The following is a 24,704-nucleotide window of genomic DNA, read 5'->3' as shown; positions in this document are numbered from 1 at the left end:
TTCTTTAATGGACCAAATCCTTTTTATCTTTTTAGGACTCCTAGTCATTTTGTGGCCAGCAAACAAAAACTTTCCTTCTTGCCCTGGAAGAGGTCAACCTTTGTAAAGCCAGCCTTTTCGAGATAGGTTACTAATTCTTGAGGATCATAGATTTTCATACCCGGAATTTTTTCTTGATATTTGAGGCTAGTGGGACTAGGAAGCAGCTCACAGCCTAGCAGGAAGCGGCCTTGCTCTTGTAAAACGCGGTGGATTTCCCCAAAGGCCCGGGGTAAATCAGACCAAAAATAGACCGTTTCAAAAGCCGTAACCAAATCAAGACTCGCATCAGGATAAGGATTGGCCTCGGCAGTCCCTTGCTTGATGTCACAGCGTTTCCTTTCTTTATAATTGGTCTTACGGGCAACTGCTACACAGTCCTCCGAATAATCCAAACCATCAACCTGAGCTTGAGGATAGGTTTTCAGCAGGTGCCGGATAGCACCTCCGCCACCACAACCAATATCCAAGGCCGCAGAAACGGGGCCATCTAAGTAAGACAGACACCAGCGAGTGAAAGGAGCATGCCCTCGGTTCATGCCTCGCGCTAGCATGCGGCCCATCAGCCCACTGGGTTTTCCAAATTGTTGCCAATCATTTGCCATTGTTTTCTTCCTACTTTTATATATTTTACTTTTAGACCTGGATGAGAAAAAGCTAATCCTAATCACCAGAACTCCTTAGACCAGCCAAACCTATGGCTCCTATTATACACTTCTTGCTCATAAAAACAAAAAGCCCCGATTGGGGCCTTTCTTGTTATTTTAATCTATTAAGGAGGTTTAGATGAAAAAACAATTAGAGAATCTACCTACTTGCCGTAGGTAGAAGAGTCTTGCACTGACTCTTGGTATTTGGTATCATAGTGCACTTTGATAAACATCTTCATAGGCTATACCTCGTTTCTTTTTGATTGACTACAGTATAGTCTCCCAAACTTAAAGCTGACTTATAGAAATCTTGCAGAAAACTTAAGTTCGAACCCTATTTAAGGGCAGTAGATTAGTCCAAATAGTCTTTTTCAGTCAAATGCTCTGCCAGCAAGGACCAATTAGAATCCTGCCGCCAAGAAGGGTCTGCGACAATCTGACTGGCCACCTTTCTGGCTTCTTCAACAATGGGATAGTCCTCAACAATATCAGCTACCTGAAATTCCGGTAGGCCGGACTGACGAGTGCCAAAGATTTCTCCTGACCCCCGCATCTTCAAGTCCTCTTCAGCTAGCAGAAAACCATCCGTCGTTTCCGTCATGATTTTCATCCGCTTTTGCCCCGATTCGGTCTTGGGATTGGCGACTAGGACAGCATAGGATTGCTGGTCTCCCCGGCCGACACGTCCCCGTAGTTGGTGCAGTTGGCTGAGACCGAAGCGATCGGCATCCATAATCACCATAACCCTGGCATTGGGCACATTGACCCCTACCTCAATAACAGTTGTGGAAACCAGAATTTGGACCTTTTTATCCTTAAAATCCTGCATAATCTTATCTTTTTCTTCTGCCTTCATTTTTCCATGTAGCAGAGCCACCTGTGCTCTAACTCCAAAATGGGCCGCCAACTCCTGCTCCAAGGCCACTGCATTTCTCAAATCAAGGGCTTCAGATTCCTCAATCAAGGGAGAGATAAAGTAGACCTGGGCTCCCACTTGTAACTGCTGGTCCAGCCAGTCCAAGACCAGGGGAAGTTGTTCATGCTTAATCCAACGGGTGACAATCGGCTTTCTGCCAGCAGGAAGCTGATCAATGATTGAAACATCCATATCACCAAAGGCTGTAATAGCCAAGGTCCGAGGGATTGGAGTCGCAGTCATCATGAGCACATCTGGATTTTCCCCCTTTTGGCGCAAAATTCGCCGCTGCTCTACCCCGAAACGGTGTTGTTCATCAATAATCACCAGACCTAAACGGTGGTAATTAACCCCCTCTTGAATCAGGGCATGGGTCCCGATGATAAAATCGACCTGCCCCGACTCAACCCTCGACAACAAGTCCTTTTTCTCTGCCGCCTTCATACTGCCTCTTAATAGGCCCAGGCGCAAGTCAGGAAAAAGCTGACTCAAACTTTCAAAATGTTGTTCAGCCAAGATTTCGGTTGGCACCATGAGGGCCGCTTGGTAACCTGCTGTATGGACCGCATACATGGCCAGACCCGCTACCACTGTCTTACCACTCCCCACATCTCCTTGCAAGAGCCGATTCATGTGTAGGCCAGATTTCATATCCTGCAAAATCTCTCCCAGACTGCGCTCCTGGGCAGAAGTCAGCTTAAAGGGGAGAGCTGCCTTTCTGGCTTCTAAGGCTTCCTCTTGCCAATCGAGGGCTAGCCCCTTTTTGAAATCCCGATTTTCTGCCTTCAAAAGCTGTAATTGCAGTTGGAAATAGAGCAATTCTTCAAACTTAAGTCGTCTTAAGGCCTGACGGTATTGAGCCAAATCCTGGGGGAAGTGCATGGCTCTAGCCGCTTGACTCCGAGGCATGAGCTGATAACGCTCCCGTAAAACTTGGGGCAAATTTTCCTCTAAAAGCAAATCTAGCCCCTGATCAAAGGCTAGCTTAATCAGCTTGACTAGGCTAGCCTGGCTAACACCCTGCGTCAAGTGATAGATTGGTTGTAAATCTTCCTCCACCTGGGCTAGTATTTTCATACCGGTCAAGCTAGCCTTGGTCTTATCCCACTTGCCAAAAATAGCCAGGGTCCCACCTAGCTCCACCTTATCAGCCAGATAGGGTTGATTAAAAAAATTAACAGCAAGGGCGACCTCACCCTGCTTGATGGTGAAGCGCAGACGATTGCGCTTATAGCCATAGTATTGGACATTGGCTGGACTGACTACCTGGCCAGAAATAACAGCCTTTTCTCCATCCTCTAAGTCGAGGACATTCTTGACTTTAAAGTCCTCATAGCGAAAAGGAAAATAAAGGAGCAAATCTTCCAAGGTCTCAATTCCTAATTTCCTAAATTTTTCAGCTGACTTGGGTCCCACACCCGGCAGAACCGTCAAGGCTTGGTGTAAATTCATAAATTCCTCTTTCCAGTTCTAGCTAGTAAGACCGAGTAGGGGCGACAGCCAGATAGCTCATCTAACCCAAATTCAGATTAGGCTAAATGTAAGGGCAAAACTAGTCATCCGACCGGTAAACTCGCGGTACTCGATCACTAAGTAGGCAGACCACTTCATAGTTGATGGTTGCCCTTTGTTGGGCCACCTGGCTTGCTGTAATCTCAGCCTGGCCACTAGAACCAATCAAGATAACCGGCGTTCCCAAGGGATAGGCCTTGGGCAAACGAATGGTCGTTTGATCCATGGAAACTCGGCCGACAATGGGACAAAATTGGCCATCTACCAAGACTGAAAAGCCTTGCATGTCCCGCGTCCAACCGTCCGCATAGCCGATTGGTAGGGTTCCGATATACTCTTCCTGACTAGTCACATAACTAGCCCCGTAGCCTACGCTAGAATTTTCAGGCAATTTTTTCACATGAACTAGTTGACTCTCAAGCGACAAGGCTGGCTTGATTTCATAAGGCAAGTCCAAGACATCCCCGCTCGGATTGAGCCCGTAGATAATATCGCCCAAACGAACAGCCTGCATGACTGTTTCTGCATGCCAGAGACTGGTTGCTGAATTGCTAGCATGAATCAGGGCTGGCTTTTGAGGGAGGGCTGCCAAAAGAGCCTGGAAGTTGGCAAGTTGCTCCTCAAATTTTTCTTGGTCTGGCTCATCAGCAGTCGCAAAATGGGTAAAAATTCCTTCCACTTGGGCTCCCGCCGCTTCTAGGCGTTCTATGGCCCTTTGGACACTCTTGCTATCGCGAAAACCAATCCTCCCCATGCCCGAATCCACCTTGATGTGACAGACCAGACCAGTCACATCAAGACCGGCTTCTTCTAGTAAATCCAACCAGTCCAAGCTAGCCACCGTCAAGCAAACCTGATGGGTCCGAGCTAAATCTAACGCTGTCAAATCCGAAACACCCAAGACCAAAATTTTCTTTTTTAAACCAGCTGCTCTTAATTCCAAGGCCTCGTCGATATTAGAAACACAAAAACCATCGACCACTTCCTCTGTTTCCAAGTAGCTAGAAACAGCTACTGCTCCATGGCCATAGGCATCGGCCTTGACTACGGCCCATTTTTTGGTTTCCTGGGGCAAGTGAGCTGCGATTTGTTTGATATTAAAGGCAATTGCCGTCAAATCAACGACTGCCCTAGTCGGTCTATGTGGACTAGCTTTCATACTTTTCCTCCAAAATAACACTGGCCATAACTAGATCTCCCGTATGGCTCAAGGAAACATGTAAGGGCCCCTCGTGGGGCGAACGAGTAAAAACAGGAGCTCCAGCCTGATTGGTCAAAATTTCCAAATCCTGAAATCGTAACTTCCCAATTCCAGTTCCCCAGGCCTTGGCAAAGGCCTCCTTGGCCGACCAACGACCAGCCAGATACTCGATTTTCCTCTGCCCCTTGAGACTCTCAAAGCGCTCTAACTCCGCTGAGGTTAGAACCTTAGCCGCAAAGCGGGGATTCTTTTCATAAGCCCTTTGGATAGAAGATAATTCTTCTATATCGATTCCATGTCCTTTAATCATCTTTTCCCTTTAATTATTAGTAAGAGGCTGAAACTTCCGTCCCAGCCCATCTCTTATTGTCCTAGCGTTTGATAAATTTCACGCACTAACTGCTCGGTATTGTCCCAACCTAGACAAGGGTCCGTAATAGACTTACCAAAGACCTCTGGTTCATTTTGGCGACCATCTTCTAGATAGGACTCAATCATGAAACCGCGCACTACCTTTTTAATCTTAGCATTCCAATCCCGGTTAATCAGGGTTTGGCGTACAATCCGCACCTGATCCAGATGCTGCTTACCAGAATTGTCATGGTTGGTATCAATGACGATAAAAGGATTTTCCAAGCCCATTTTTTCGTAGAGCTCAATCGTATCTATCAGATTGTCATAGTAGTAGTTGGGAATATTTTTCCCATACTCATTAAGCGCCCCACGCAAAATAGCATGGGCATAAGGATTGCCCGAGGTTTCCACTTCCTTATTGCTGAAAAGGAAACTTTGCTTGTTTTGGGCCGCATACATCCCATTAAACATAACCTGCAAATTACCAGAGGTTGGATTTTTCAGCCCTACTGGTACATCAATCCCTGAGGCCACAAAGCGGTGTTGTTGGTTTTCAACCGAACGAGCTCCAACAGCAATGTAGCTAACCAAGTCATCCACTAGGGGGAGATTTTCTGGATAGAGCATTTCATCAGCTGTCGTCAAGCCAGTCTCGGTAATGACCCGATAGTGCAAGTTACGGACCGCCTTAATTCCATTGATGAGACTAGGAGCTGCACTAGCATTGGGCTGGTGAATCAAGCCCTTATAACCATCACCATTGGTCCTAGGTTTGGCCGTATAAACCCGCATGACCATGAAAATCCGGTCCTTAACCTCTTCTTGCAGCTGGGCTAGGCGCTTAGCGTACTCCAAAACTGCCTCTTCATTATCGGAAGAACAAGGACCGATGACTAGTAAAATTCGTTCATCCTCACCACGAATAATCGCCTCCAAGGCCCGGTCACGCTTATTCTTACGCGCCAAAATATCACCTTCCAACTTGTATAGCTGGCGCATTTCTTCCACATCAATTGCTTGACTAGCTGCTTTAAATGTCATTCTCTCTCCTTAAACAAGATACAAAGCCCGTTAAAAAATCGAAAGAATTTTAGGGAAATTGACGAAGGTTCCATGAACCTAGGAAATTTCATCTAAATTCCGAGATTTTAGGGCGTGTTCAATTACACAAGATACAGAGGGCGTTAAAAAAGCGACCGAAAATTAGGAAATCTGACGAAGAAGCCCCAGCTTCTAGGAAGAGTTATCTATTTTCCGAGCTTTTAGCCCGAGTTCAATTACACAAGATACAGAGGGCGTTAAGAAATCCGTATAAAAATAGGGAGCGCGACGCCGCTTCGATGAAGCAAGGCAAGCGAGTCTTTTTTACTAGGATTTTAGCCCGAGTTCAATTACATAAGATACAAAGCCCGTTAAGAAAACGAAGAAAAAATAGGAAATACGACGACGGAGCCCCAGCTCCTAGGAATATTTATCTTTTTTTCAAAGTTTTTAGGGCGTGTTCAATTACAAGATACAAAGCCCGTTCGCAGACTGCTTCATCGCTATTCCTGAACGCAAGGCTATAAAAGGGACCCTTGTTCTAGTTCTCTATTCCTTATTTTTATGCTTCTTTAAATAGGCTGTTTAGGTAAGAAAAAGGGCAAGACGGATAGATATTAACATTCTTTTATAGCCATCTACTATCCTTGTCTCACCCTTTTCTTTCTAAAAATTTTTTACTTTTTGTTCCGACCGTGGCAGTTCTTAAACTTCTTGCCTGATCCACATGGACAAGGAGCATTGCGACTGACTGTTGATAAGTCAATATTTCTTGGTAAGTCTGATTTTTGAGCAGAGATATTGCGTGTAGCGGTCGTGCTAATATTGTGCTCTGCCCTTGGCCGCTCTTGCTCATGAATCTGCGCCTTCATCATCAGGCGGGTCACATCAAACTCAATAGAGCCAATCATATCGTTAAACATCCGGAAGCTTTCAGACTGGTATTCAACGACTGGATTGTTTTGAGCGTAACCCCGCAAGCCAACCGCATTACGGAGTTGGTCCAAGGCATCGATATGGTCAGTCCACTTGCTATCTACAACCCGTAAAATCAAGACTTTTTGGAATTCACGAACGGACTCCTCATCACGAAGCTTAGCAATTTGACGGTCATAGACAGCCAAGGCCCGCTCATAAAGTTCTTCCTTAATTTGACTATCTGATAGTCCCTTAAGATCTTTCAGTCGAATAGAGTCTTCATCAACCAGATTATACTTGGCAAAGTTGAGGATAGCCTCTAACTTCTCATTTTCCTCTGCCCGACTATTGCCATCCACAAAGCGAGAAATAGTCCGCTTAATCATAGCCCTAATTTCTGGGCCAAGGTCACGATCTGCAGTGATGACATCGTAGCGTTCAGCATAGATGATTTCCCGCTGTTCCCGCATGACATCGTCATATTGCAGGACTTGCTTACGCATATCGTAGTTATTTCCTTCAACCCGCTTTTGAGCTCCTTCAACCTGACGGGTAAACATTCTGGACTTGATAACAGAGTCTTCATCGCTCAGATTCATTCGGTCAAGTAGGGCCTTAATCCGCTCAGAACCAAAGCGGCGCATGAGCTCATCTTCTAGCGATAGGTAAAATTGCGACTCACCTGGGTCCCCTTGCCGTCCTGAACGACCGCGGAGCTGATTATCAATCCGGCGGCTTTCATGACGTTCGGTTCCGATAACACAGAGACCACCCAACTCGCGCACGCCTTCACCCAACTTAATATCGGTACCACGTCCCGCCATATTGGTTGCGATTGTCACCGCTCCACGCTGGCCGGCATTCATAATGATTTGCGCTTCTTTATAGTGGTTCTTGGCATTGAGGACCTCGTGAGGCACTCCCGCTTCCACTAGTTTCTTAGAGATAAAGTCACTGGTTTCAACTGCAACCGTACCAACAAGAACTGGCTGACCCTTTTCATAGCGTTCCTTGACATCCTCAACCACAGCCTTGAACTTAGAAGCCAGACTTGGATAGAGTAGGTCGGAGTGGTCAATCCGCGCCACTGGCCGGTTGGTCGGAATAGGAATGACACGGATATTGTAAATTTCCCGAAATTCCTCTTCCTCAGTCTTACCTGTCCCTGTCATTCCGGCTAATTTCTTATACATGCGGAAGAGGTTTTGGTAGGTGATAGAGGCAGAAGTCTTGGTTTCATCTTGAATTGGCACGCCTTCCTTGGCCTCAATGGCCTGATGGAGTCCATCTGAATAACGGCGTCCTTCCATGGTCCGACCGGTAAATTGGTCGACAATCAAGATTTCCTGATCTTCACTCACCACATAATCAATGTCCAGGAGCATAATGTAGTTAGCTCTCAAGGCATTGTCGATAAAGTGAGTGAGGGCAACATTCTCAATATCGTAGAGATTGTCTAGTTTAAAGTAGCTTTCAGCCTTATCAATACCAGAATCTGATAGACCGATAGTCTTGGACTGAACATCGATAATATAGTCATCCTTTTTCAGGGATTTTACAAAATTATCAGACATGTGATAGAGCTGGCTAGTGTCAGAGGAGGTCGGACCAGAAACAATCAGAGGTGTTCTGGCCTCATCGATTAAGATAGAGTCTACCTCATCGACCAAGGCATAATTAAGCGGGCGTTGAACCATGTTTTCAGCCCGGACAACCATATTGTCCCGCAGATAGTCAAAACCAATTTCGGCATTGGTTGAGTAGGTAATATCGCAAGCATAGGCCTCCTTCTTCTCGGCAGGTGACTTGGCAGCCAAGTTAATCCCCACAGAAAGCCCCAACCAAGAGTAGAGCTCTCCCATCTCAGTCGCATCACGCTCTGTCAGGTATTCATTAACTGTAACTACATGAACTCCCTTGCCTGAAAGAGCATTGAGGTAGACCGGCATGGTCGCAGTCAGGGTCTTTCCTTCCCCAGTCCGCATCTCTGGGACATCCCCATGATGGAGGACAATTCCTCCCATAATCTGAACAGGATAAGGGTAGAGCCCCAGGACCCGCTTGGCTCCTTCACGCACAACAGCGAAAGCCTCGTATAACAAATCATCAAGCGTTTCCCCCTTTTGGTAACGCTCCTTAAATTCTTCTGTTTTGGCCTGCAAGTCCTCATCAGACAGGGCTGCCATTTGGTCCGCATAGGCAATGACCTTGTCAGCCATTTTTTCTAAACGTCTTAACTCACCTTTATCATTTTCAATTACTGTTCTTAAAATATTTGCCATTTTTTCCTTTTTCAATACTTTCTACTTGTTTAAAGTGTTCTTTTCATTATAACACGATTTATCCCTGTTTTCAAGAAACAAACAAGGAGAAATCACTAGGGACAAAAGAAAGACAAGAAGTCCTTACCCCCTTGTCTTTGGCTCTTTTCCTGCTACTTTTTCTTTCTAAATCTGGCAGAATACTTAGGATAAATCTGCCTCATCTCCCCCTAAAAGCTCTGCCTTACGATGTTGCAGATAGCCCCTAAACTCTTCTAGGTGATAGCGATGCTTCTGGGCAGTCTGGGTCCCATAATCAATGGTCTCAGCCATTTTTTTCATCGCAACCAAGTTTTGCTCGGCATTCTGGCGGAATTTTTCATCTTCTGGAAAGGCCTCTTGGAAGCGTTCAAAGACCTTTTGCAATTTTTGGTATTTAGCATAGATGTCCCTAGTGTCGTCTAACATCTTTTCATAGGCATCGACCCGCTTTAACTCAAAGACAATAAAGGTTTCCTTTTCCTCAATTTCCGCTAGTTCTGCTTGTTTACTGCTTACTGTCATTCAACTCTTCTCCTTACTAGTATTGAGAGATTATTAGCGATTGCTGTAATCCTCCATTTCATTCTTCTCCTCCTCTAAACTCTTGATAAAGTTGTAAGAGTCGGGGTGTTTCTTCTTAATCTCTTCTTTTCTTTCCTCTGTTGATACTCTCCTAACTTGTGGTATAGGTCCCCGCGCATAATTTTGTGGTGTCAGATCGTCAAGAACTATACGTTCAACCTCATCATAATTTTTATGACTTTTAAACTCTCTAGCCCGATTTGTCTTACCTTCTTTTAATTCCTGATAGTAGGCATTGCTAGCCTCTTGATAGCTTTGACCAGTTGTCTCTATTCGTCTACTAATATTAGCAGCATCCAAATCTGCCTTATAATCATCATTTTTCATACTAGGATCAGTAAATGCTTCTGTGGTAGCATCCCCCTCCCAGCCAGATAGGTCTTTAACTTTCTTGTCCCCATAAAGCCCCCAGTGAGTGACGCCTCGTTTAGAACTCAAATGTGTTGCCACTGTAATTGATTGATGGGCAAAATCAGCTTTTCCATTATAGTCTTTGTTTTGTCTTTCCCATTCCTTGTCAAATTGAGCTTGTATTTGATTTTCAGACATTCCACTAGTATTATGGTATTCCTTATATTCTTTCAACCTTTCTTGGTAAATATCCTCTCCTTGCTTATTTCCTTTCTCATAGGGTTTCATTATCTCACTAGTCCCCGAAAAAGCATTCTGTCGCTTTATTTCATAAAAAAGAGATTTAGCTTCTGTTTCTGATAAACCCGAATTCTTAAAAATTTCCAAGACATTATCTGTACCGAAAGATTCTTTTAATTTCCCAGCTGTCTCCTCCCACATCTTCTTCCCTTTAGTTCCATCGTACCCATCTACCTGACCATAAACAACCCCTCCTACAAGGCGTAAAAACATATAGTCTCTTTCCTGCTGTGATTTATCGGGATATCTTTGATCAATTTTTTGTTTAACTTTCAACATCTGGTAAGCAGTTTTTTCATCAAAACCATATTGGTCCCGAAAATTTTGCATCAATTGTTTATCGCCATCACTTAAGGACTCCTTTTTCTTTATCAATTCTAACTTATCAGTTAAACTACTTCTAGGTACAGTAGGAGGCCTATTGACATTGCTCCAAGATTCGACCGCTTCTTGAATACTTCCTTTAAGAGCCTTTTGCATTTCAAGTGCTGTATCAAAATATTTACCAGAGTCACGATTGAAGTTCCTCAACTTTTCCAACAGTTTTTCCAGTTCTTCCTTGCGTCCCTTATAGCTATTCAAAGAATTGGTTAAGCTTTGCTGTTGATTGCTATAGCTCTCTTTGGAGAGGTCTTTTTCCTTCTTTTTCAACTCATCTAGCAGACCGGACAGCCTATCTATATTTGCTTGTTCACTTGCTATCTGCTCTTCTAACTTTGTTTCTTCCAGACTTTGTTCGGATACCTGCGAGCGATACTCTATCCCAATCTTTTCAAAGGCCTTTGTGACCTCCGCTAAAACTTCCTTTCCTCCACTGGCAATAGGAGATAAAACCCGCTCATAATAAAGGCGGCTATTATCAAAAGATTGACCTTTTAACTTATCTGTCTTTGATTTGAAGTCATCGATTCTTTTTTGAAAGCTTTGAAAATCCTTGGTTTGTTCCTTACAAACTTGTTTGGCATAGTTCGTTTGCATATCCGAATAGTGCAAATCCATTTTTATATTACCCATTTGTCTGTTTCTCCTCTTCTAATAAGGCTTTTTTCTTTTGCTGATAGAGCTTATCTGCCCTATCTTCAAATTGTCCTTGGCATTTTCTCAGTTTCTCAATCTCTTCTTCCAAAGAAAAAGTGAGGTCACGAAAGGCAGACTCACCCTCTGCTACCAAGCCTTGGGCTGTGTGAAACTGCTGACTGCCTAAAAAAAGCTCTAAAAATTCATGGTTGCCTCTTTGATGAGTCAGCTCTTGTTCCCGATAGAGCTCTAGTAGGTTTTCTAAGGATTTGCGACTATCTTCTACTTTTTCCGCCTCCTGGCGCAATCCTTTTTCTTCCCTATCCAACCGCTCCCATTCTTTCATCTCTTCTATCTCCTTATTGATTGTTAGCAGCCTTAGCCTTAGCTATCTCTCGGTCCATTTCTGTAAAGCTTTTGGTCATGCTATCCATATTTCTAGCCACCTTGCGAAGGAGTCTTGCTGAGGATTCGGAATTTTCTGTAAATAAAGTCAGACTTTCGTGGGCCTTATCATTCCCATCAAAACGACTGATATGATCTCGTACAAAACCACTACCTGTATCAAAATCCTCCGACACAGCATTTAACTGTTGCGACTCATTTTGGGTTATCTCTGAATTTAACTTAAATTGTTCAGCCATATTTTCCTCCTAGATATTTTATCTAGCCTTATATTATCATTTTTAATGTGTAAAAAAGATGACAAAAAGGTTAAAGCTCTGTCATCTTTTTTACATTTTGTTTAAAATTGTTTATTAACCTTTGTCCATTTTTTAACAAGCTTTGACACTTATAGAAATAACTAAATTCAGTAATTGCTAGTCTCTCTTAGCTAACTAAAGGATTCTATTTCCTTTTCAGTCAGACTAGAAATTGACTGACCGCAAGCAAAAAGGACTGAGACCAGAGTCTTCAGTCCCTAAAGGGGAGTGGAAAGAGTTTAAAGATAGGTTAACCTTTTGATTTCAGGCCTGTCTTACCTACAAGTCTATATACCTAAGATTAAAAGACTACGGCCTCTTTAAGGGTGACTAACTAGTAGCTCTAGGTTTGAGCCTAGTAGGGTCCATTTTTCAACATCTCTAGGTAGGATGAAATGCTGTCCCTTACTCAATGGGTAGTCTTGGTCCTGGACTTTTAAGTTCCCTTGACCGCCTAAAACACTGACCAACAAGTAGTCGGCTGTCCTAGTGAACTGGGCCTGCCCCGTCAATTCCCAGCGGTAGACGGCAAAAAAGTCACTGGCGACCAAGAGGGTCGAGCGTAGGTCATCTAGCTCCAGACTAACTGGCCGGCTATTGGCTACCTGACCGAGCTTGGTTACGTCAATGGACTGCTGCAAGTGGAGCTCCCGCTCTTGACCCGCCTGATCCTTGCGATCGAAATCGTAGACCCGATAGGTGGTGTCGCTCGATTGCTGGGTCTCCAAGATTAAAATCCCTGCTCCAATAGCGTGAATGGTGCCACTAGGAACATAGAAGAAATCGCCTGCTTGGACAGGTACCTTTGTTAGCAGTTGGTCCCAATTCTGCTGGTCAATCAGCTGGCTCAACTCCTCCTTGGACTGGGCCGTGTGGCCGTAAATAATCTCAGCCCCCTCTTCGGCTGCTAGCACATACCAGCACTCGGTCTTACCTAATTCTCCCTCATGTTCCAAGGCATAGCTGTCATCGGGATGGACCTGGACACTTAGCCAATCGTTGGCATCTAAAATCTTGGTCAAGAGGGGAAAGACCGGCTCTGGACGATTGCCGAAAAGCTCCCGCTTTTGGGCATAAAGCTCATCTAATCCCCAACCCTTAAAGCGGCCATTTTTAATCTTGGAAACGCCGTTGGGGTGGGCTGAAATGGCCCAGCACTCGCCGACTTTGTCGCTTGGCAATTCATAGGCAAACTCCTCTTTTAGTCTGGTTCCACCCCAGATTTTCTCCTGCATGACCGCTTGTAAAAATAATGGTTCTGCCATATTAAACCTCTTTTCTCTTGTCCCTCACCTTGACAACTACTCGAAATTGCCTTTCTGGATGATTATCAATTTGTACCGATTGTATCCGGGCATCAAAAATGTCATCATGTCCGAAATACAGCAGGGTAAACAAATCTTGGTTTTTATAGTTAGGCACATAGCCAATTTTGTGCTCACTATAATAAATAGCTACCGCTTTCGGATCATAAGGATTATCTGGCTCAACAACTAGTTGAACAGGCTGCCCTAATTTTAATTCCTCAATAACCTCTAAACCGTCATGATAAGCAAAACCACTGATGTGAAAATCAAGAAAATGACGGCTTGGTATAAATGTATGTTTCATAATAAAGTCCTCCTCCCCTCATTATACCAAAAAAGAGTTTCCTAGTGAAACTCTTCTTGTTTTTTTATTCGGCCTCTTCAACAAACTGGCTATTGTAAAGGTCGGCATAGAAGCCATCTCTCGCCATCAGCTCTTCATGATTGCCCTGCTCGATAATATTTCCATCACGCATAACCAGAATCAAGTCGGCATTCTTAATGGTTGAAAGTCTATGGGCAATGACAAAGGAGGTCCGACCTTGCATCAGGCGATCCATGGCCTTTTGAATGAGCTCCTCTGTCCGTGTATCTACCGAAGAGGTAGCCTCATCTAAGATAAGAAGAGGGGCATCCTTGAGCAGGGCTCGGGCAATGGTCAAGAGTTGCTTTTGTCCGACTGATAGGCTGACCCGATCATCTAAGACGGTATCATAAGCTTGAGGCAGGGTCATGATGAAATGGTGGACCCCGACAGCCTTGGCAGCAGCGACTACTTCTTCATCGCTGATATTTTTTTGGTTGTAGATGAGGTTGTCACGAATGCTTCCCTCAAAGAGCCAGGTATCTTGCAGGACCATGGAGAAGGCATCATGCACTTCTGAGCGCTTCATATCCTTGATATTGACACCATCAATCTTGATAGCTCCCCTATCAATTTCATAGAACTTCATCAAAAGGTTGACAATGGTTGTCTTACCTGCTCCGGTCGGTCCAACAATGGCAATCTTTTGACCCGCTTGGGCCTGGGCTGAAAAGTCATGGATAATGGTCCGATCCTTTGAGTAGCCAAAGAAGACATCTTGGAAGTCGACCTGACCCTTGATGGTGCTAAAGGCCTGCTCCTTATGACTGTCATCTTCCATTTCTGGCTCTGCTAAAAACTCAAAGACCCGCCCCATAGCAGCTTGGGCTGATTGGAGAGTTGTCAAACCTTGGGCCATCTGTGACAGGGGCTGGGAGAAGGTACGAACAAATATCATAAAGGCAACGATGGTCCCGATAGTCGCATGGCCATTGATAGCCAGCATGGCCCCGGCAATGATAACCACCACATAGCCAAAGTTCCCAGTAAAAATCATCAGGGGCATCATAATCCCAGAGATAAATTGGGATTTCCAGATAGAACCATGAAGCTCCTTATTGAGACGGGTGAACTCTTCCTTGGCCTGGGTCGTCGCATTGTAGCTAGTAACCACATTGTGACCAGAGTAAGATTCCTCAATATAACCATTGATTGCGGCTAGGTTCTTTTGTTGTTCTCCAAAGAAGGTTTGGGCCTTGCCCATAATGAGGGGTAGGAAAATGAAACCAACTAGGACCGATAAAATAGACACAATTGACAGGGTCACATTCATCATAAACATAGAAAAGAGGGTCAAAAGCAAGAGAATGGCAGATGAAATCACCGTTTGCAGGCTCTGGCTAAGGGCTTGCGCCCCGGTATCTACGTCATTGGTTACCCTTGAGAGGGTGTCTCCCTGCGAATGACTGTCAAAGTAGCGCAAGGGGAGACGGTTTATCTTTTCAGCGATGGCTGTCCGCAGACGCTCTGAAAAACGCTGAATGATGGTGGTCATGGTATAGGCTTGCAAGTAGTTAATCAAGGATCCTGCTCCGTAGAGAAGGGCCAGAAAGAGGGCAATTTGATTGACCGCATCCAAATCAACCTGGCTTAAAATTCCTTCTGTAATAATATCGGTGATTCGCTTGAGCTGTCTTGGTCCCCAAACGGTAATATAGCCTGCAAGAACTGAGCCCGCAACTGCCAAGAGGAAGGGAAGTCGAAAGCCTTTAATATACGGGCGCGCTTGCTTTAATAAAGATTGTTTTTCTTTAGGCATTAGCTAGTTCCTCCTTTGAAAGTTGTGAGTAGGCAATTTCCTGATAAACGGCATTGCTGGCCAAAAGTTCCTGGTGAGTCCCTTGACCAACGACCTTCCCCTTGTCAAGAACCAAGATTAGATCCGCGTCCATGATGGTTGAAATCCTTTGGGCCACAATGAGCTTGGTCATGTGCTCAGTCCTTTTCTTAAGCTCATCACGCAGGATGCGATCCGTCTTATAGTCCAGGGCTGAGAAGGAGTCGTCAAAAATCAGGATTTCTGGTTTACGAGCTAGGGCACGGGCGATAGCCAAACGTTGGCGTTGCCCTCCAGAGAAGTTGGTTCCTCCCTGAGCTACAGGCTCCTTGAGCCCTCCTTCCTTGGCCTCAACAAAGTCACGCGCCTGGGCCAAGTCCAAAGCCTGCCACATATCCTCTTCAGATAAGGGTGATTGACCGGACTCACCCAGATTTAAGTTAGAAGCGATATCTCCTGAAAAGAGAACAGCCTTTTGCGGAATATAGCCCACCTTCTTATGCAAGTCCTCCTGGGCCAGTTCACGAATGTCAATACCATCTAGCTTGATACTTCCTTGGGTCACATCGTAGAAACGCGGAAGCAGATTGACCAGGGTAGACTTTCCAGACCCGGTTGAGCCGATAAAGGCAACCGTTTGGCCAGGCTCTGCCTTAAAGGAGACATCTTCAACAACCGCTTCAGAGGTTGGAGCATAACGAAAGGTGACATGATCGTACTCAACCGCCCCTTTAAGTGCTTGACTAGAACGGGGCGAACTAGGGTCTGAAATAGTAGAAGTCAAGTCCAAAACCTGGTTAATCCGACCAGCAGAAACTAGGGTCCTAGGCAAAACGATAAAGAGGGCCCCCATGAGCAAGAAGCCCATAACAACCTGCATGGCATAGGACATAAAGACCACCATATCAGAAAAGATAGGTTGGCGAGCAGTCACAGCTGCATCATTAATCAAATAGGCCCCAATCCAGTAAATGGCCAGACTAAGACCGCTGGAAATAGCTGTCATAATCGGGTTCATCATGGCCATCAGCCGGGTGACATAGAGATTGAGACGGGTCAGCTCATCGTTGGCTACATTAAACTTCTCATCCTGATAGTCCTCGGCATTATAAGCTCTTACAACCCGAATCCCAATCAGACTCTCGCGGGTTACGCTATTTAGCTTGTCGGTTAATTTTTGAACCAAAGACTGCTTAGGAAAGGCCAGGGTCATCAGGACCAGAGTCATCAAGACATTAACGATAACCGCCACTACCACAGCCATAAGCCATTGGTCTGATTTTCCGATGATTTTGGAAATGGCCCAAAAAGCCATAATCGGTCCACGAGTCACCACCTGTAAGCCCATGGTAATCAGCATCTGAACCTGGGTAATATCATTGGTGGTCCGGGTCAAAAGCGAAGGGATAGAAAAACTCTTGATTTCTGCCTCCGAAAAGTCCAGAACCCGGTTGTAGATGTCTGCCCGCAGGCTACTAGTAAAGCTAGCTGCTATCCGAGCTGCCACAAAGCCGACACCTACGGAAGCCAGAAGACTGGCAAAGGACAGGCCCAACATCTTGAGACCTGGCCCCATAAGGGCCGATGTCTCCACCCCCTTGGTCTGCAAGAGGTTAGTGATTTCGGAAATATAGTTGGGCACCTGTAATTCCAACCCGACCGTCAGACAGGTCAAGAGGACACTTAGCAAGATTAAACCCAGCTCCTTAGCGGTCAGTCTTTTGATCAATTTCTTCATTTGATCCTTCTCCTTCTTTCATTTCTTCAATGTTTTTCTCAAACTGCTTGAGGACCTTACCAAAGACAGCAAGCTCCTGGCTAGAAATCCCAGCCACTAGCCGGTCATCCAATTCCCTAAAAAAGTCGTGAATAATGGTCATCTTATCCAGCGAATGTTCGCTCAAGCGGACCAGCTTACTTCTTTTATCCTTCTTGGAGGGCTCAACCTCCACAAAGCCATTTTTCTCCATCCGCCGGACTAGGTTGCTGGCTACCGATTTAGAAATATCTAATTCCTGCTCAATATCCTTGATGGTACACTCCTCACCCGCATGCTCATCCAGGTAATGGACCACCTGGCCCTGGGGGCCCCCCATAAATTCGATACCTCTCCTTTGACAGAGGTCCTCGACAGCCAGACGCACCCGGTTTCCCAGGCGTTTGAGCTCATACAAGGGCCTAGCGGTTATCTCTTGCCTTGTCATTGGGCTCCTCCTTCTTTAGTCTCTTGGCTAATAGTTCTCTAGAGAACTATTAAAGCATGAAATCTATTCTAGCAGGAAGAAAAGAGAAAAGCAAGAAAAAGGTTCTCTAGAGAACTATTTTAAATTCTAGCTCTTCGGAGAGTAAAAATGATCGGTGTCAAAAATCGAGCCGATAAAAACAAGAAAAGACTGGAAATCAAATTCCAATCTTTTCTTACCTAATGCTTCTTTTTAATAATTCACTTGATTTGGATTAAACTTGCTAAGACTATTAAGAAACATAATCCCAGCAACAATTAGGATAATACCCCCAAACCAACCTAGAAAATCAATAAGGGCAATGCCCCCACCAACAATCAAGAGGACTCCCCCAGCAAAACTAATCCGCGCATCAGACTTGTAATAGGTTAGGCTGACAATCCCCAGAACAATGCTTGCAATCTTGATTGCAAAAGCGATAAAGACAGACAAGACAGCGCCTATTCCCAGAGTGAGAACAGTAACTATTACTGTCAAAGGGACAAAGAGTAGAAGAAAAAGTCCACCAATGAGACCAACCCAACCACTTGCAAGTACCAATTTTCTTGCTTGAACGTTCACTTTCATTCCTCCTTAGAAATTTTACTAACATTATTATTTTAGACACTTTTTGCTGTTTTGTCAACTTTTTCTGAAAAATTGCTTGCTCAAGGCCTGAAAATTTACTTATCATTCTATTTTTAGACAGTTTTTTTATTTCTGTTCAATTTTCTTAAATCAGTATCCCTTCCAAATGGTCCAATTCGTGTTGGCAAATCTGGGCTGGAAAATCCTTGAGAGTCAGCGTCCGCTTTTGCCAACTAGCATCGAGATAGTCTACTTCGATTTCCGTGTAGCGAGTGGTCTTACGACTTCCTGTCAGCGATAGGCAACTCTCCTCAGCCTGATAAGGCTGGGCTTTCTTTTTCAGGCGCGGATTGTACATGACCAGAGGTAAACCGCCTAAGCTGATAATGATAATCCGCTTTTTGACCCCAATCATATTAGCAGCTAAGCCCACACAGTCATCCTGATGAGCCCGCAAGGTATCCAGCAAATCCTGGCCCACAGACAAGTCCGCCGGGCTCGCTTCCTGAGATTTTTGCTGCAAAAATAAGACATCTTTCACAATCGGTTTAATCATATTTACTCCTTATTTGATAAACTGCCTTATTTTACCACGAAAAAACATCTCAAACAAGAGCGTCTGAGATCTTATTTGCTAGTCTCAGAGTTGACTAACTTCATTTTAGAATTTTCAATTTATCCTTTTTCTTTTCCTCCTAGCTATTTTAGTTTCAACAATCGATATAACAGATTGCTTTTCCTAGTCAACTCTGAAACTCGGAAATTTTTCTAGCAAAAAGAGACTGGGTTACCCCAGTCTCTTTTACTTTATCAGAACTTGATTATTATAGCTCTGCTGCTCAAAGCAAACCAGCAAAATTCGCTCTTTTTTATCTTGTAGCAGGTTGGCTAACATTTTTTGCCAAAACAAAATTTCCCAAAGTCGCAGAACCATTGCCTGCAACGGCTGGGGTGACAATGTAGTCCTCCAAATCAGGCACAGGTAGATAGCCCTTGAGCAGGGAGGCAAACTTTTCTCGGACCCGCTTGAGCATGTGTTCCTGGGCCATAACCCCTCCACCAAAGACAATCACATCTGGTCGGAAGGTAACAGTCGCCTGAACGGCTGCCTGGGCGATATAGTAGGCCTGGATGTCCCAGACATTGCTATGGTGCTCAATCAGCTCTCCTCTTGTCCCTGTACGAGCCTCAAGACTTGGACCGGCTGCTAGACCCTCTAAACAGCCATTGTGGAAGGGGCAGACCCCATTAAATTCTTTTTCAACATCCATAGGGTGCTTGGCCACATAGTAATGACCCATTTCAGGGTGCCCCACTCCACCAATAAATTGGTCTCTCTGGATGACCCCGGCTCCAATCCCAGTCCCGATTGTATAGTAGACTAGATTTTCCAAGCGGTCTCCTCTTTGCTTGCGAGCCACGACCTCACCATAGGCGGAACTATTGACATCCGTTGTAAAGTAGATAGGTAGATTGAGGGCCTTGCGTAAAATCCCCACCACATCTACATTGGACCAATGTTCCTTGGGAGTATTAGTAATATAGCCATAGGTTGGTGAATTTTTGTCAATATCGATCGGTCCGAAAGAACCTACTGCCAGACCAGCCAGCTGGTCAAAACGAGAGAAAAATTCAATCACCTTGTCCAAGGTTTCATAGGGGGTGGTGGTAGGAAATTGTGTCTTTTCTACTAGAGTTAAATTTTCATCTCCTACTGCACAGACAAACTTTGTCCCACCAGCCTCTAAGCTACCATATAATTTTGTCATATCTGAACCTCTTTTTATTTTGTTCTTCTATTTATTATAGCATATCTCTGGACGACTTCCTATTCTTATAAAAAGGATTGGGAAGGGAATCTTAGATTTATCCTAAAAAGAAGACGAACAAATCCTCATTTGTCCGTCTTATCAGCCTTAACTTAGGCTTTTACTGCAAGGACAGCATCGCTTTGAGCTACAGCTCCTTGAGCTAGAACTTCAACTTCTGCATAGTCAGCAGTATTGGTCACAATGACCATAGTAGTGTCGTCTAAACCTGCTTGGGCAATTTTTTCTGAATCAAAGCTTCCTAGCTTGTCACCAGCCTTGACCTTATCGCCTTGGGCAACTGCCAGTTCAAAACCATCACCCTGCATGGACACTGTATCAATACCCACGTGGATTAGAAGTTCTGCACCGTTAGCTGTTTTCAGACCGTAAGCATGACCGGTTTCAAAGGCAATAGTGACCTCAGCATCTGCCGGAGCATAGACCACTCCTTGGCTTGGTTTAATAGCCAAACCTTGACCCATAGCACCACTAGAGAAAACAGGATCATGAACTTCTGAAAGAGCTACAACCTCACCAGCAACAGGAGTCTTAATCACCTCATCTTGACGAACAAGAGGAGCTTCTTCAGACTTTTGTTCGTTTTTCTCGATAACATGTTTTGCAGTTGCTCCTACAACAGTTGTTTTTAATAATGTATCTGTCATCTCTTCTTGCCACTCGTCTGGTTCATCTTCGTAACCAAAGGCATAGGTCAAACCGAAACCAAGAGCAAAGGAAACAGCAACCATTAAGAAGTATTGTAAGAGTTGGCCATTGAGGTAGAGGAGACTACCTGGGATAATGGTGATACCGAAACCTGTACCAGCTAGGCCAAGGATAGATGCCAAACCACCACCAATTGCTCCAGCAATCAGAGAAAGGAAGAAAGGCTTACGGAAACGAAGGTTGACCCCGAAGATAGCAGGCTCAGTAATCCCCAAGAAGGCAGAGAGGGCTGCTGGAAAGGCTAGGGCTTTTAATTTAGGGTTCTTTGTTTTAACCGCAACCGCAACAGTCGCTGCACCTTGGGCAGTCATCGCTGCTGTGATGATGGCATTAAATGGGTTTGCATGAGTTTGAGAAATCAACTGAGATTCTAGTAGGTTAAAGATATGATGAACACCTGAAACCACGATGATTTGATGAACTCCACCAATCAAGAAACCTGGCAGACCAAACGGAAGAGCTAGGAGCGCTTTAGTCGCTGCCAAAATGTAGTTTTCAACTACGTGGAAGACTGGACCGATAACAAAGAGGCCCAAAATAGACATGACAAAAAGGGTTACGAAAGGAGTGAGCAAAAGATCCAAAACATCAGGCACGACCTTGCGAAGGGCCTTTTCAAACTTAGCTCCTAAAATACCGATAATAAAGGCAGGAAGGACTGAACCTTGCAAACCAACAACTGGAATAAAGCCAAAGAAAATCTTAGGAGTGACATCTCCACCTGAAGCCACTTCCCAAGCATTTGGCAAAGAGCCTGAAATCAACATCAGACCTAGCACAATCCCGATTACTGGATTTCCACCAAAGACACGGAAGGTGGACCAAACAACCAAGGCTGGCAGGGCGATAAAGGCTGTATCTGTCAAAATTTGTGAGTAGACATTCAAGTCTTCTGGCAGGGTAATTCCTAGGGCTCCTAGTAGACCACGCAGACCCATAAAGAGACCGGTCGCTACAATGGCAGGGATAATTGGGACAAAGACGTCACCGAAGGTCCGGATAGACCGTTGGAACCAGTTCCCTTGTTGGGCAGCGGCAGCCTTCATATCCTCTTTTGAAGAAGTTGGAAGACCTAGGCTGACTACTTCGTCATAAATCTTGTTGACCGTTCCGGTACCAAAGATGATTTGGTATTGGCCAGAGTTGAAGAAGGCACCCTGTACCTTTTCAAGGTTTTCAACCTTGTCCTTATCAATCTTGCCCTCGTCCTTAACCATCACTCGCAGGCGGGTCGCACAGTGGGCAACGCTATTGACATTCTCACGACCACCGATGGCTTCGATGACCGCTTTTGCGATGTCCTTATTTTCCATGGAAAATCTCCTTATAAATAAAATTGAAATTTTTATGAAAGCGATTTAAGCGCTTCTACGAATATTATTTTAACACGATTTCAAAATATGTCAAGCGTTTTGCAGAAATTTTATTTTTTTGTCAGTTTTATGTTGATTTTTATCTCGAAAACGTTTACTATAGAAGAAGACTATTCTATATTGGAGGAAAGAAATTTGACTTGGACTACTGAAAAACGTTACCGTCGCTATGAGGACTGGACTCAAGAAGAACTAAAGCAAATCAAGGAAAATATCGCCCAATCCCCATGGCGGGCTAGCTATCATGTGGAGCCAAAAACTGGCTTACTCAATGACCCCAATGGTTTTTCCTACTTTAATGGGAAATGGGTTGTCTTTTACCAGAACTTTCCCTTCGGTGCAGCCCATGGTCTCAAGTCCTGGGTCCAACTAGAAAGTGATGACCTGGTCCATTTTGAAGAAACAGGCCTCCGCCTCCTACCAGATACCCAGCTGGACAGTCATGGAGCCTATTCAGGCTCGGCCATGCAATTCGGAGATGAGCTTTTCCTCTTTTATACTGGAAACCATCGCGATGAAAATTGGCAGCGCCACCCTTATCAAATCGGAGCCCTAATCAATCAAGCAGGGGAAGTCAAAAAGCTAGACAAGGTCTTGATTGACCAGCCCCAGGAAGCAACTGACCACTTCCGGGATCCCCAAATTTTCAACTATCAAGGACAATTTTACGCCATTGTTGGCGGACAAAACCTGGATAAAAAGGGCTATGTCAAGCTCTATCGAGCCCTTGATAACGACTATACCAACTGGCAGGCTGTCGGTGATTTGGACTTCGCCAACGATCAAACAGCCTATATGATGGAATGTCCCAACCTGGTCTTTATCAATGAACAGCCTGTCCTTCTCTATTGCCCACAGGGCTTGGACAAGGAAGTTTTGGCCTATGACAATATCTATCCAAACACCTATAAAATAGGTCAATCGTTTGACACAAAGACTGGGCGCATGGTCAACCCTAGTCCGATCCAAAATCTGGACTATGGGTTTGAATGCTACGCCACCCAGGCCTTTAATGCCCCTGACGGCAGAGCGCTAGCTGTGAGCTGGCTGGGCCTGCCTGATGTCGCCTATCCTTCTGATGCCTTTGATCACCAAGGGGTCTTCTCCCTAGTCAAGGAACTCAGCATCAAGGATGGCAAGCTCTACCAGTACCCTGTACCAGCTATTAAAAATCTAAGGAGCCAGGAATTTGACTTGACTGACCGCCCGCAGACCAACAATAGTTATGAGCTGGAGCTTGACCTAGCAGCCGACTCCCAGCTAGAGCTAGTTTTATTTGCTGATCAAGCAGGGGCCGGTCTCAAACTGACTGTGGACCTCAAGGCAGGAAACATCCAGCTAGACCGCAGTCAAGCAGGCCAGGCCTTCGACCTCGAGCATGGCACTATTCGGACGGCCCAGCTGGCCAATGAGGCTACTAACCTTTCCATCTTTATCGACAAGTCCGTCTTTGAAATTTTCATCAATAAAGGAGAAAAAGTATTTTCTGGTCGCGTCTTTCCTAGAGAAGACCAAACTGGTATCTTGATTAAACAAGGAGCTGTCCAAGGAAAATACTATGAACTAGACTATGGTCGCAAAGCTAACTGATGTCGCAAAACTAGCCGGAGTCAGCCCGACAACGGTCTCGCGGGTTATCAATAAAAAGGGCTACCTATCCAAAAAAACAATCAAAAAAGTAAGCGAGGCCATGAGGGAATTAGGCTACAAGCCCAATAATCTGGCCAGAAGTCTCCAGGGCAAGTCTGCCCACTTGGTCGGCCTAATCTTTCCCAATATCAGTAATGTTTTTTATGCCGAATTGATTGACAAACTAGAGCATGAGCTCTTTAAACAAGGCTATAAGACCATCATCTGTAATAGCGAGCACGACTCAACCAAGGAGCGGGAATACTTGGAGATGCTAGATGCCAACCAGGTGGACGGCATCATCTCGGGCAGCCACAATCTGGGAATTTCTGATTATGACCGGGTGACCGCCCCGATTATTTCCTTTGACCGCAACCTCTCGCCCAGCATTCCAGTCGTTTCCTCCGATAACTATGCTGGCGGTGTCTTGGCAGCCGAGAGCCTGCTCAAGACTGGGGCTAAAAAGATTATTATGTTGACTGGAAATGACAACTCCAACTCGCCAACGGGCCTCCGCCATGCAGGCTTTGCCTCGGTCCTGCCCCAGGCCCCCATCATCAATGTCTCTAGCGATTTTTCACCTCTGCGCAAGGAAATGGAAATCAAGCAAATTTTACAAAAAAATAAGCCTGACGGTATCTTTGCCTCAGACGATTTGACTGCTATTTTAGCCATGAAGGTGGCCGAAGATTTGGGCTTCAACATTCCGGCAGACCTGAAAATTGTCGGCTATGACGGGACCTACTTTGTCGAGAATTACTATCCGCAACTCGCTACTATTAAGCAGCCGATTAAGGAAATCGCTAGCCTCTTGGTTGATTTACTTTTAAAGAAAATTGACGGTCAAGAGGTGACTAGCGGAGGTTACTTCCTCCCCGTCAGTCTCCTTCCAGGAAAAAGCCTGTAAAATCCTTTCAAGACTCCATAAGACTTCACTTGAGTTTAAAAAGACGGGAATTTTAACTAAAATAAACTAGAAAAAACACTGCCCATAAGTATAAGGGTAGTGTTTTTGTGGG

General features: G+C 44.9%; 21 protein-coding genes. 2 read left to right on the top strand and 19 right to left on the bottom strand.

Features of this window, described 5'->3' with window-relative positions; translation table 11 throughout:
- Positions 1 to 44 precede the first annotated feature (44 nt).
- The 19 genes from C4K46_RS08760 to C4K46_RS08670 form a co-directional block, all read right to left on the bottom strand.
- Complete coding sequence (locus C4K46_RS08760) at positions 45 to 644, bottom strand: class I SAM-dependent methyltransferase (RefSeq protein ID WP_209628607.1); 600 nt, start codon at positions 642 to 644, stop codon at positions 45 to 47.
- 397 nt (positions 645 to 1,041) lie between these two features.
- Positions 1,042 to 3,057, bottom strand: a complete 2,016-nt coding sequence (gene recG, locus C4K46_RS08755; RefSeq protein ID WP_209628606.1) for an ATP-dependent DNA helicase RecG — start codon at positions 3,055 to 3,057, stop codon at positions 1,042 to 1,044.
- A gap of 100 nt (positions 3,058 to 3,157) precedes the next feature.
- Positions 3,158 to 4,276, bottom strand: coding sequence for an alanine racemase (gene alr / locus C4K46_RS08750; protein ID WP_209628605.1), 1,119 nt, complete (start codon positions 4,274 to 4,276; stop codon positions 3,158 to 3,160).
- Positions 4,266 to 4,628, bottom strand: coding sequence for a holo-ACP synthase (acpS, locus tag C4K46_RS08745; protein ID WP_209628603.1), 363 nt, complete (start codon positions 4,626 to 4,628; stop codon positions 4,266 to 4,268). Before acpS ends, alr begins: the two co-directional genes overlap by 11 nt.
- A gap of 53 nt (positions 4,629 to 4,681) precedes the next feature.
- Complete coding sequence (locus C4K46_RS08740) at positions 4,682 to 5,713, bottom strand: 3-deoxy-7-phosphoheptulonate synthase (RefSeq protein ID WP_209628601.1); 1,032 nt, start codon at positions 5,711 to 5,713, stop codon at positions 4,682 to 4,684.
- Positions 5,714 to 6,390: 677 nt separating this feature from the next.
- Positions 6,391 to 8,913, bottom strand: a complete 2,523-nt coding sequence (secA, locus tag C4K46_RS08735; RefSeq protein ID WP_209628599.1) for a preprotein translocase subunit SecA — start codon at positions 8,911 to 8,913, stop codon at positions 6,391 to 6,393.
- A gap of 183 nt (positions 8,914 to 9,096) precedes the next feature.
- Positions 9,097 to 9,456, bottom strand: a complete 360-nt coding sequence (locus tag C4K46_RS08730; RefSeq protein ID WP_209628597.1) for a hypothetical protein — start codon at positions 9,454 to 9,456, stop codon at positions 9,097 to 9,099.
- Positions 9,457 to 9,489: 33 nt separating this feature from the next.
- A complete protein-coding gene (locus tag C4K46_RS08725; protein ID WP_245335186.1) occupies positions 9,490 to 11,145 on the bottom strand; it encodes a T7SS effector LXG polymorphic toxin in 1,656 nt (551 codons plus the stop codon).
- Between the two features lie 28 nt (positions 11,146 to 11,173).
- On the bottom strand, positions 11,174 to 11,530 hold the full coding sequence (locus tag C4K46_RS08720; protein WP_209628593.1) for a DUF3958 family protein: 357 nt from the start codon (positions 11,528 to 11,530) through the stop codon (positions 11,174 to 11,176).
- 13 nt (positions 11,531 to 11,543) lie between these two features.
- Positions 11,544 to 11,828 (bottom strand): TIGR04197 family type VII secretion effector, encoded by a 285-nt coding sequence (locus tag C4K46_RS08715; RefSeq protein WP_209628591.1) that lies wholly within the window; start codon positions 11,826 to 11,828, stop codon positions 11,544 to 11,546.
- Between the two features lie 380 nt (positions 11,829 to 12,208).
- Complete coding sequence (gene manA, locus C4K46_RS08710; protein WP_209628589.1) at positions 12,209 to 13,153, bottom strand: mannose-6-phosphate isomerase, class I; 945 nt, start codon at positions 13,151 to 13,153, stop codon at positions 12,209 to 12,211.
- A 1-nt stretch (position 13,154) separates the two neighbouring features.
- Positions 13,155 to 13,499 carry an HIRAN domain-containing protein gene (locus C4K46_RS08705; protein ID WP_209628588.1) on the bottom strand — a complete coding sequence of 115 codons (345 nt, stop codon included), beginning with the start codon at positions 13,497 to 13,499 and terminating at the stop codon, positions 13,155 to 13,157.
- Positions 13,500 to 13,563: 64 nt separating this feature from the next.
- Positions 13,564 to 15,318 (bottom strand): ABC transporter ATP-binding protein, encoded by a 1,755-nt coding sequence (locus C4K46_RS08700; protein ID WP_209628586.1) that lies wholly within the window; start codon positions 15,316 to 15,318, stop codon positions 13,564 to 13,566.
- Positions 15,311 to 17,074: an ABC transporter ATP-binding protein gene (locus C4K46_RS08695; RefSeq protein ID WP_209628584.1), complete on the bottom strand. Its 1,764-nt coding sequence runs from the start codon at positions 17,072 to 17,074 to the stop codon at positions 15,311 to 15,313. Before C4K46_RS08695 ends, C4K46_RS08700 begins: the two co-directional genes overlap by 8 nt.
- A complete protein-coding gene (locus C4K46_RS08690) occupies positions 17,043 to 17,540 on the bottom strand; it encodes a MarR family winged helix-turn-helix transcriptional regulator (RefSeq protein WP_209628582.1) in 498 nt (165 codons plus the stop codon). Before C4K46_RS08690 ends, C4K46_RS08695 begins: the two co-directional genes overlap by 32 nt.
- A gap of 231 nt (positions 17,541 to 17,771) precedes the next feature.
- The gene (locus tag C4K46_RS08685) at positions 17,772 to 18,146 is read right to left on the bottom strand and encodes a hypothetical protein (protein ID WP_209628580.1); all 375 of its coding nucleotides are present in this window, start codon (positions 18,144 to 18,146) and stop codon (positions 17,772 to 17,774) included.
- A gap of 145 nt (positions 18,147 to 18,291) precedes the next feature.
- Positions 18,292 to 18,702, bottom strand: a complete 411-nt coding sequence (locus C4K46_RS08680; RefSeq protein ID WP_209628578.1) for a peptide deformylase — start codon at positions 18,700 to 18,702, stop codon at positions 18,292 to 18,294.
- Between the two features lie 313 nt (positions 18,703 to 19,015).
- Positions 19,016 to 19,915, bottom strand: a complete 900-nt coding sequence (scrK, locus tag C4K46_RS08675; protein ID WP_209628576.1) for a fructokinase ScrK — start codon at positions 19,913 to 19,915, stop codon at positions 19,016 to 19,018.
- A 152-nt stretch (positions 19,916 to 20,067) separates the two neighbouring features.
- Positions 20,068 to 21,996, bottom strand: a complete 1,929-nt coding sequence (locus C4K46_RS08670; protein ID WP_209628574.1) for a sucrose-specific PTS transporter subunit IIBC — start codon at positions 21,994 to 21,996, stop codon at positions 20,068 to 20,070.
- Between the two features lie 195 nt (positions 21,997 to 22,191).
- Here C4K46_RS08670 and C4K46_RS08665 point away from each other — a divergent pair, with 195 nt between their 5' ends.
- Both C4K46_RS08665 and C4K46_RS08660 read left to right on the top strand, forming a co-directional pair.
- Entirely contained in the window at positions 22,192 to 23,646 is a 1,455-nt protein-coding gene (locus tag C4K46_RS08665; RefSeq protein ID WP_209628572.1) for a sucrose-6-phosphate hydrolase, read from the top strand.
- Positions 23,627 to 24,592, top strand: coding sequence for a LacI family DNA-binding transcriptional regulator (locus tag C4K46_RS08660; RefSeq protein WP_209628570.1), 966 nt, complete (start codon positions 23,627 to 23,629; stop codon positions 24,590 to 24,592). Before C4K46_RS08665 ends, C4K46_RS08660 begins: the two co-directional genes overlap by 20 nt.
- Positions 24,593 to 24,704 lie beyond the last annotated feature (112 nt).

Source organism: Streptococcus oricebi (assembly GCF_017883985.1).
GTDB classification, from domain to species: Bacteria; Bacillota; Bacilli; order Lactobacillales; family Streptococcaceae; genus Streptococcus; species Streptococcus oricebi.
This window is presented reverse-complemented; position numbering and strand designations above follow the sequence as displayed.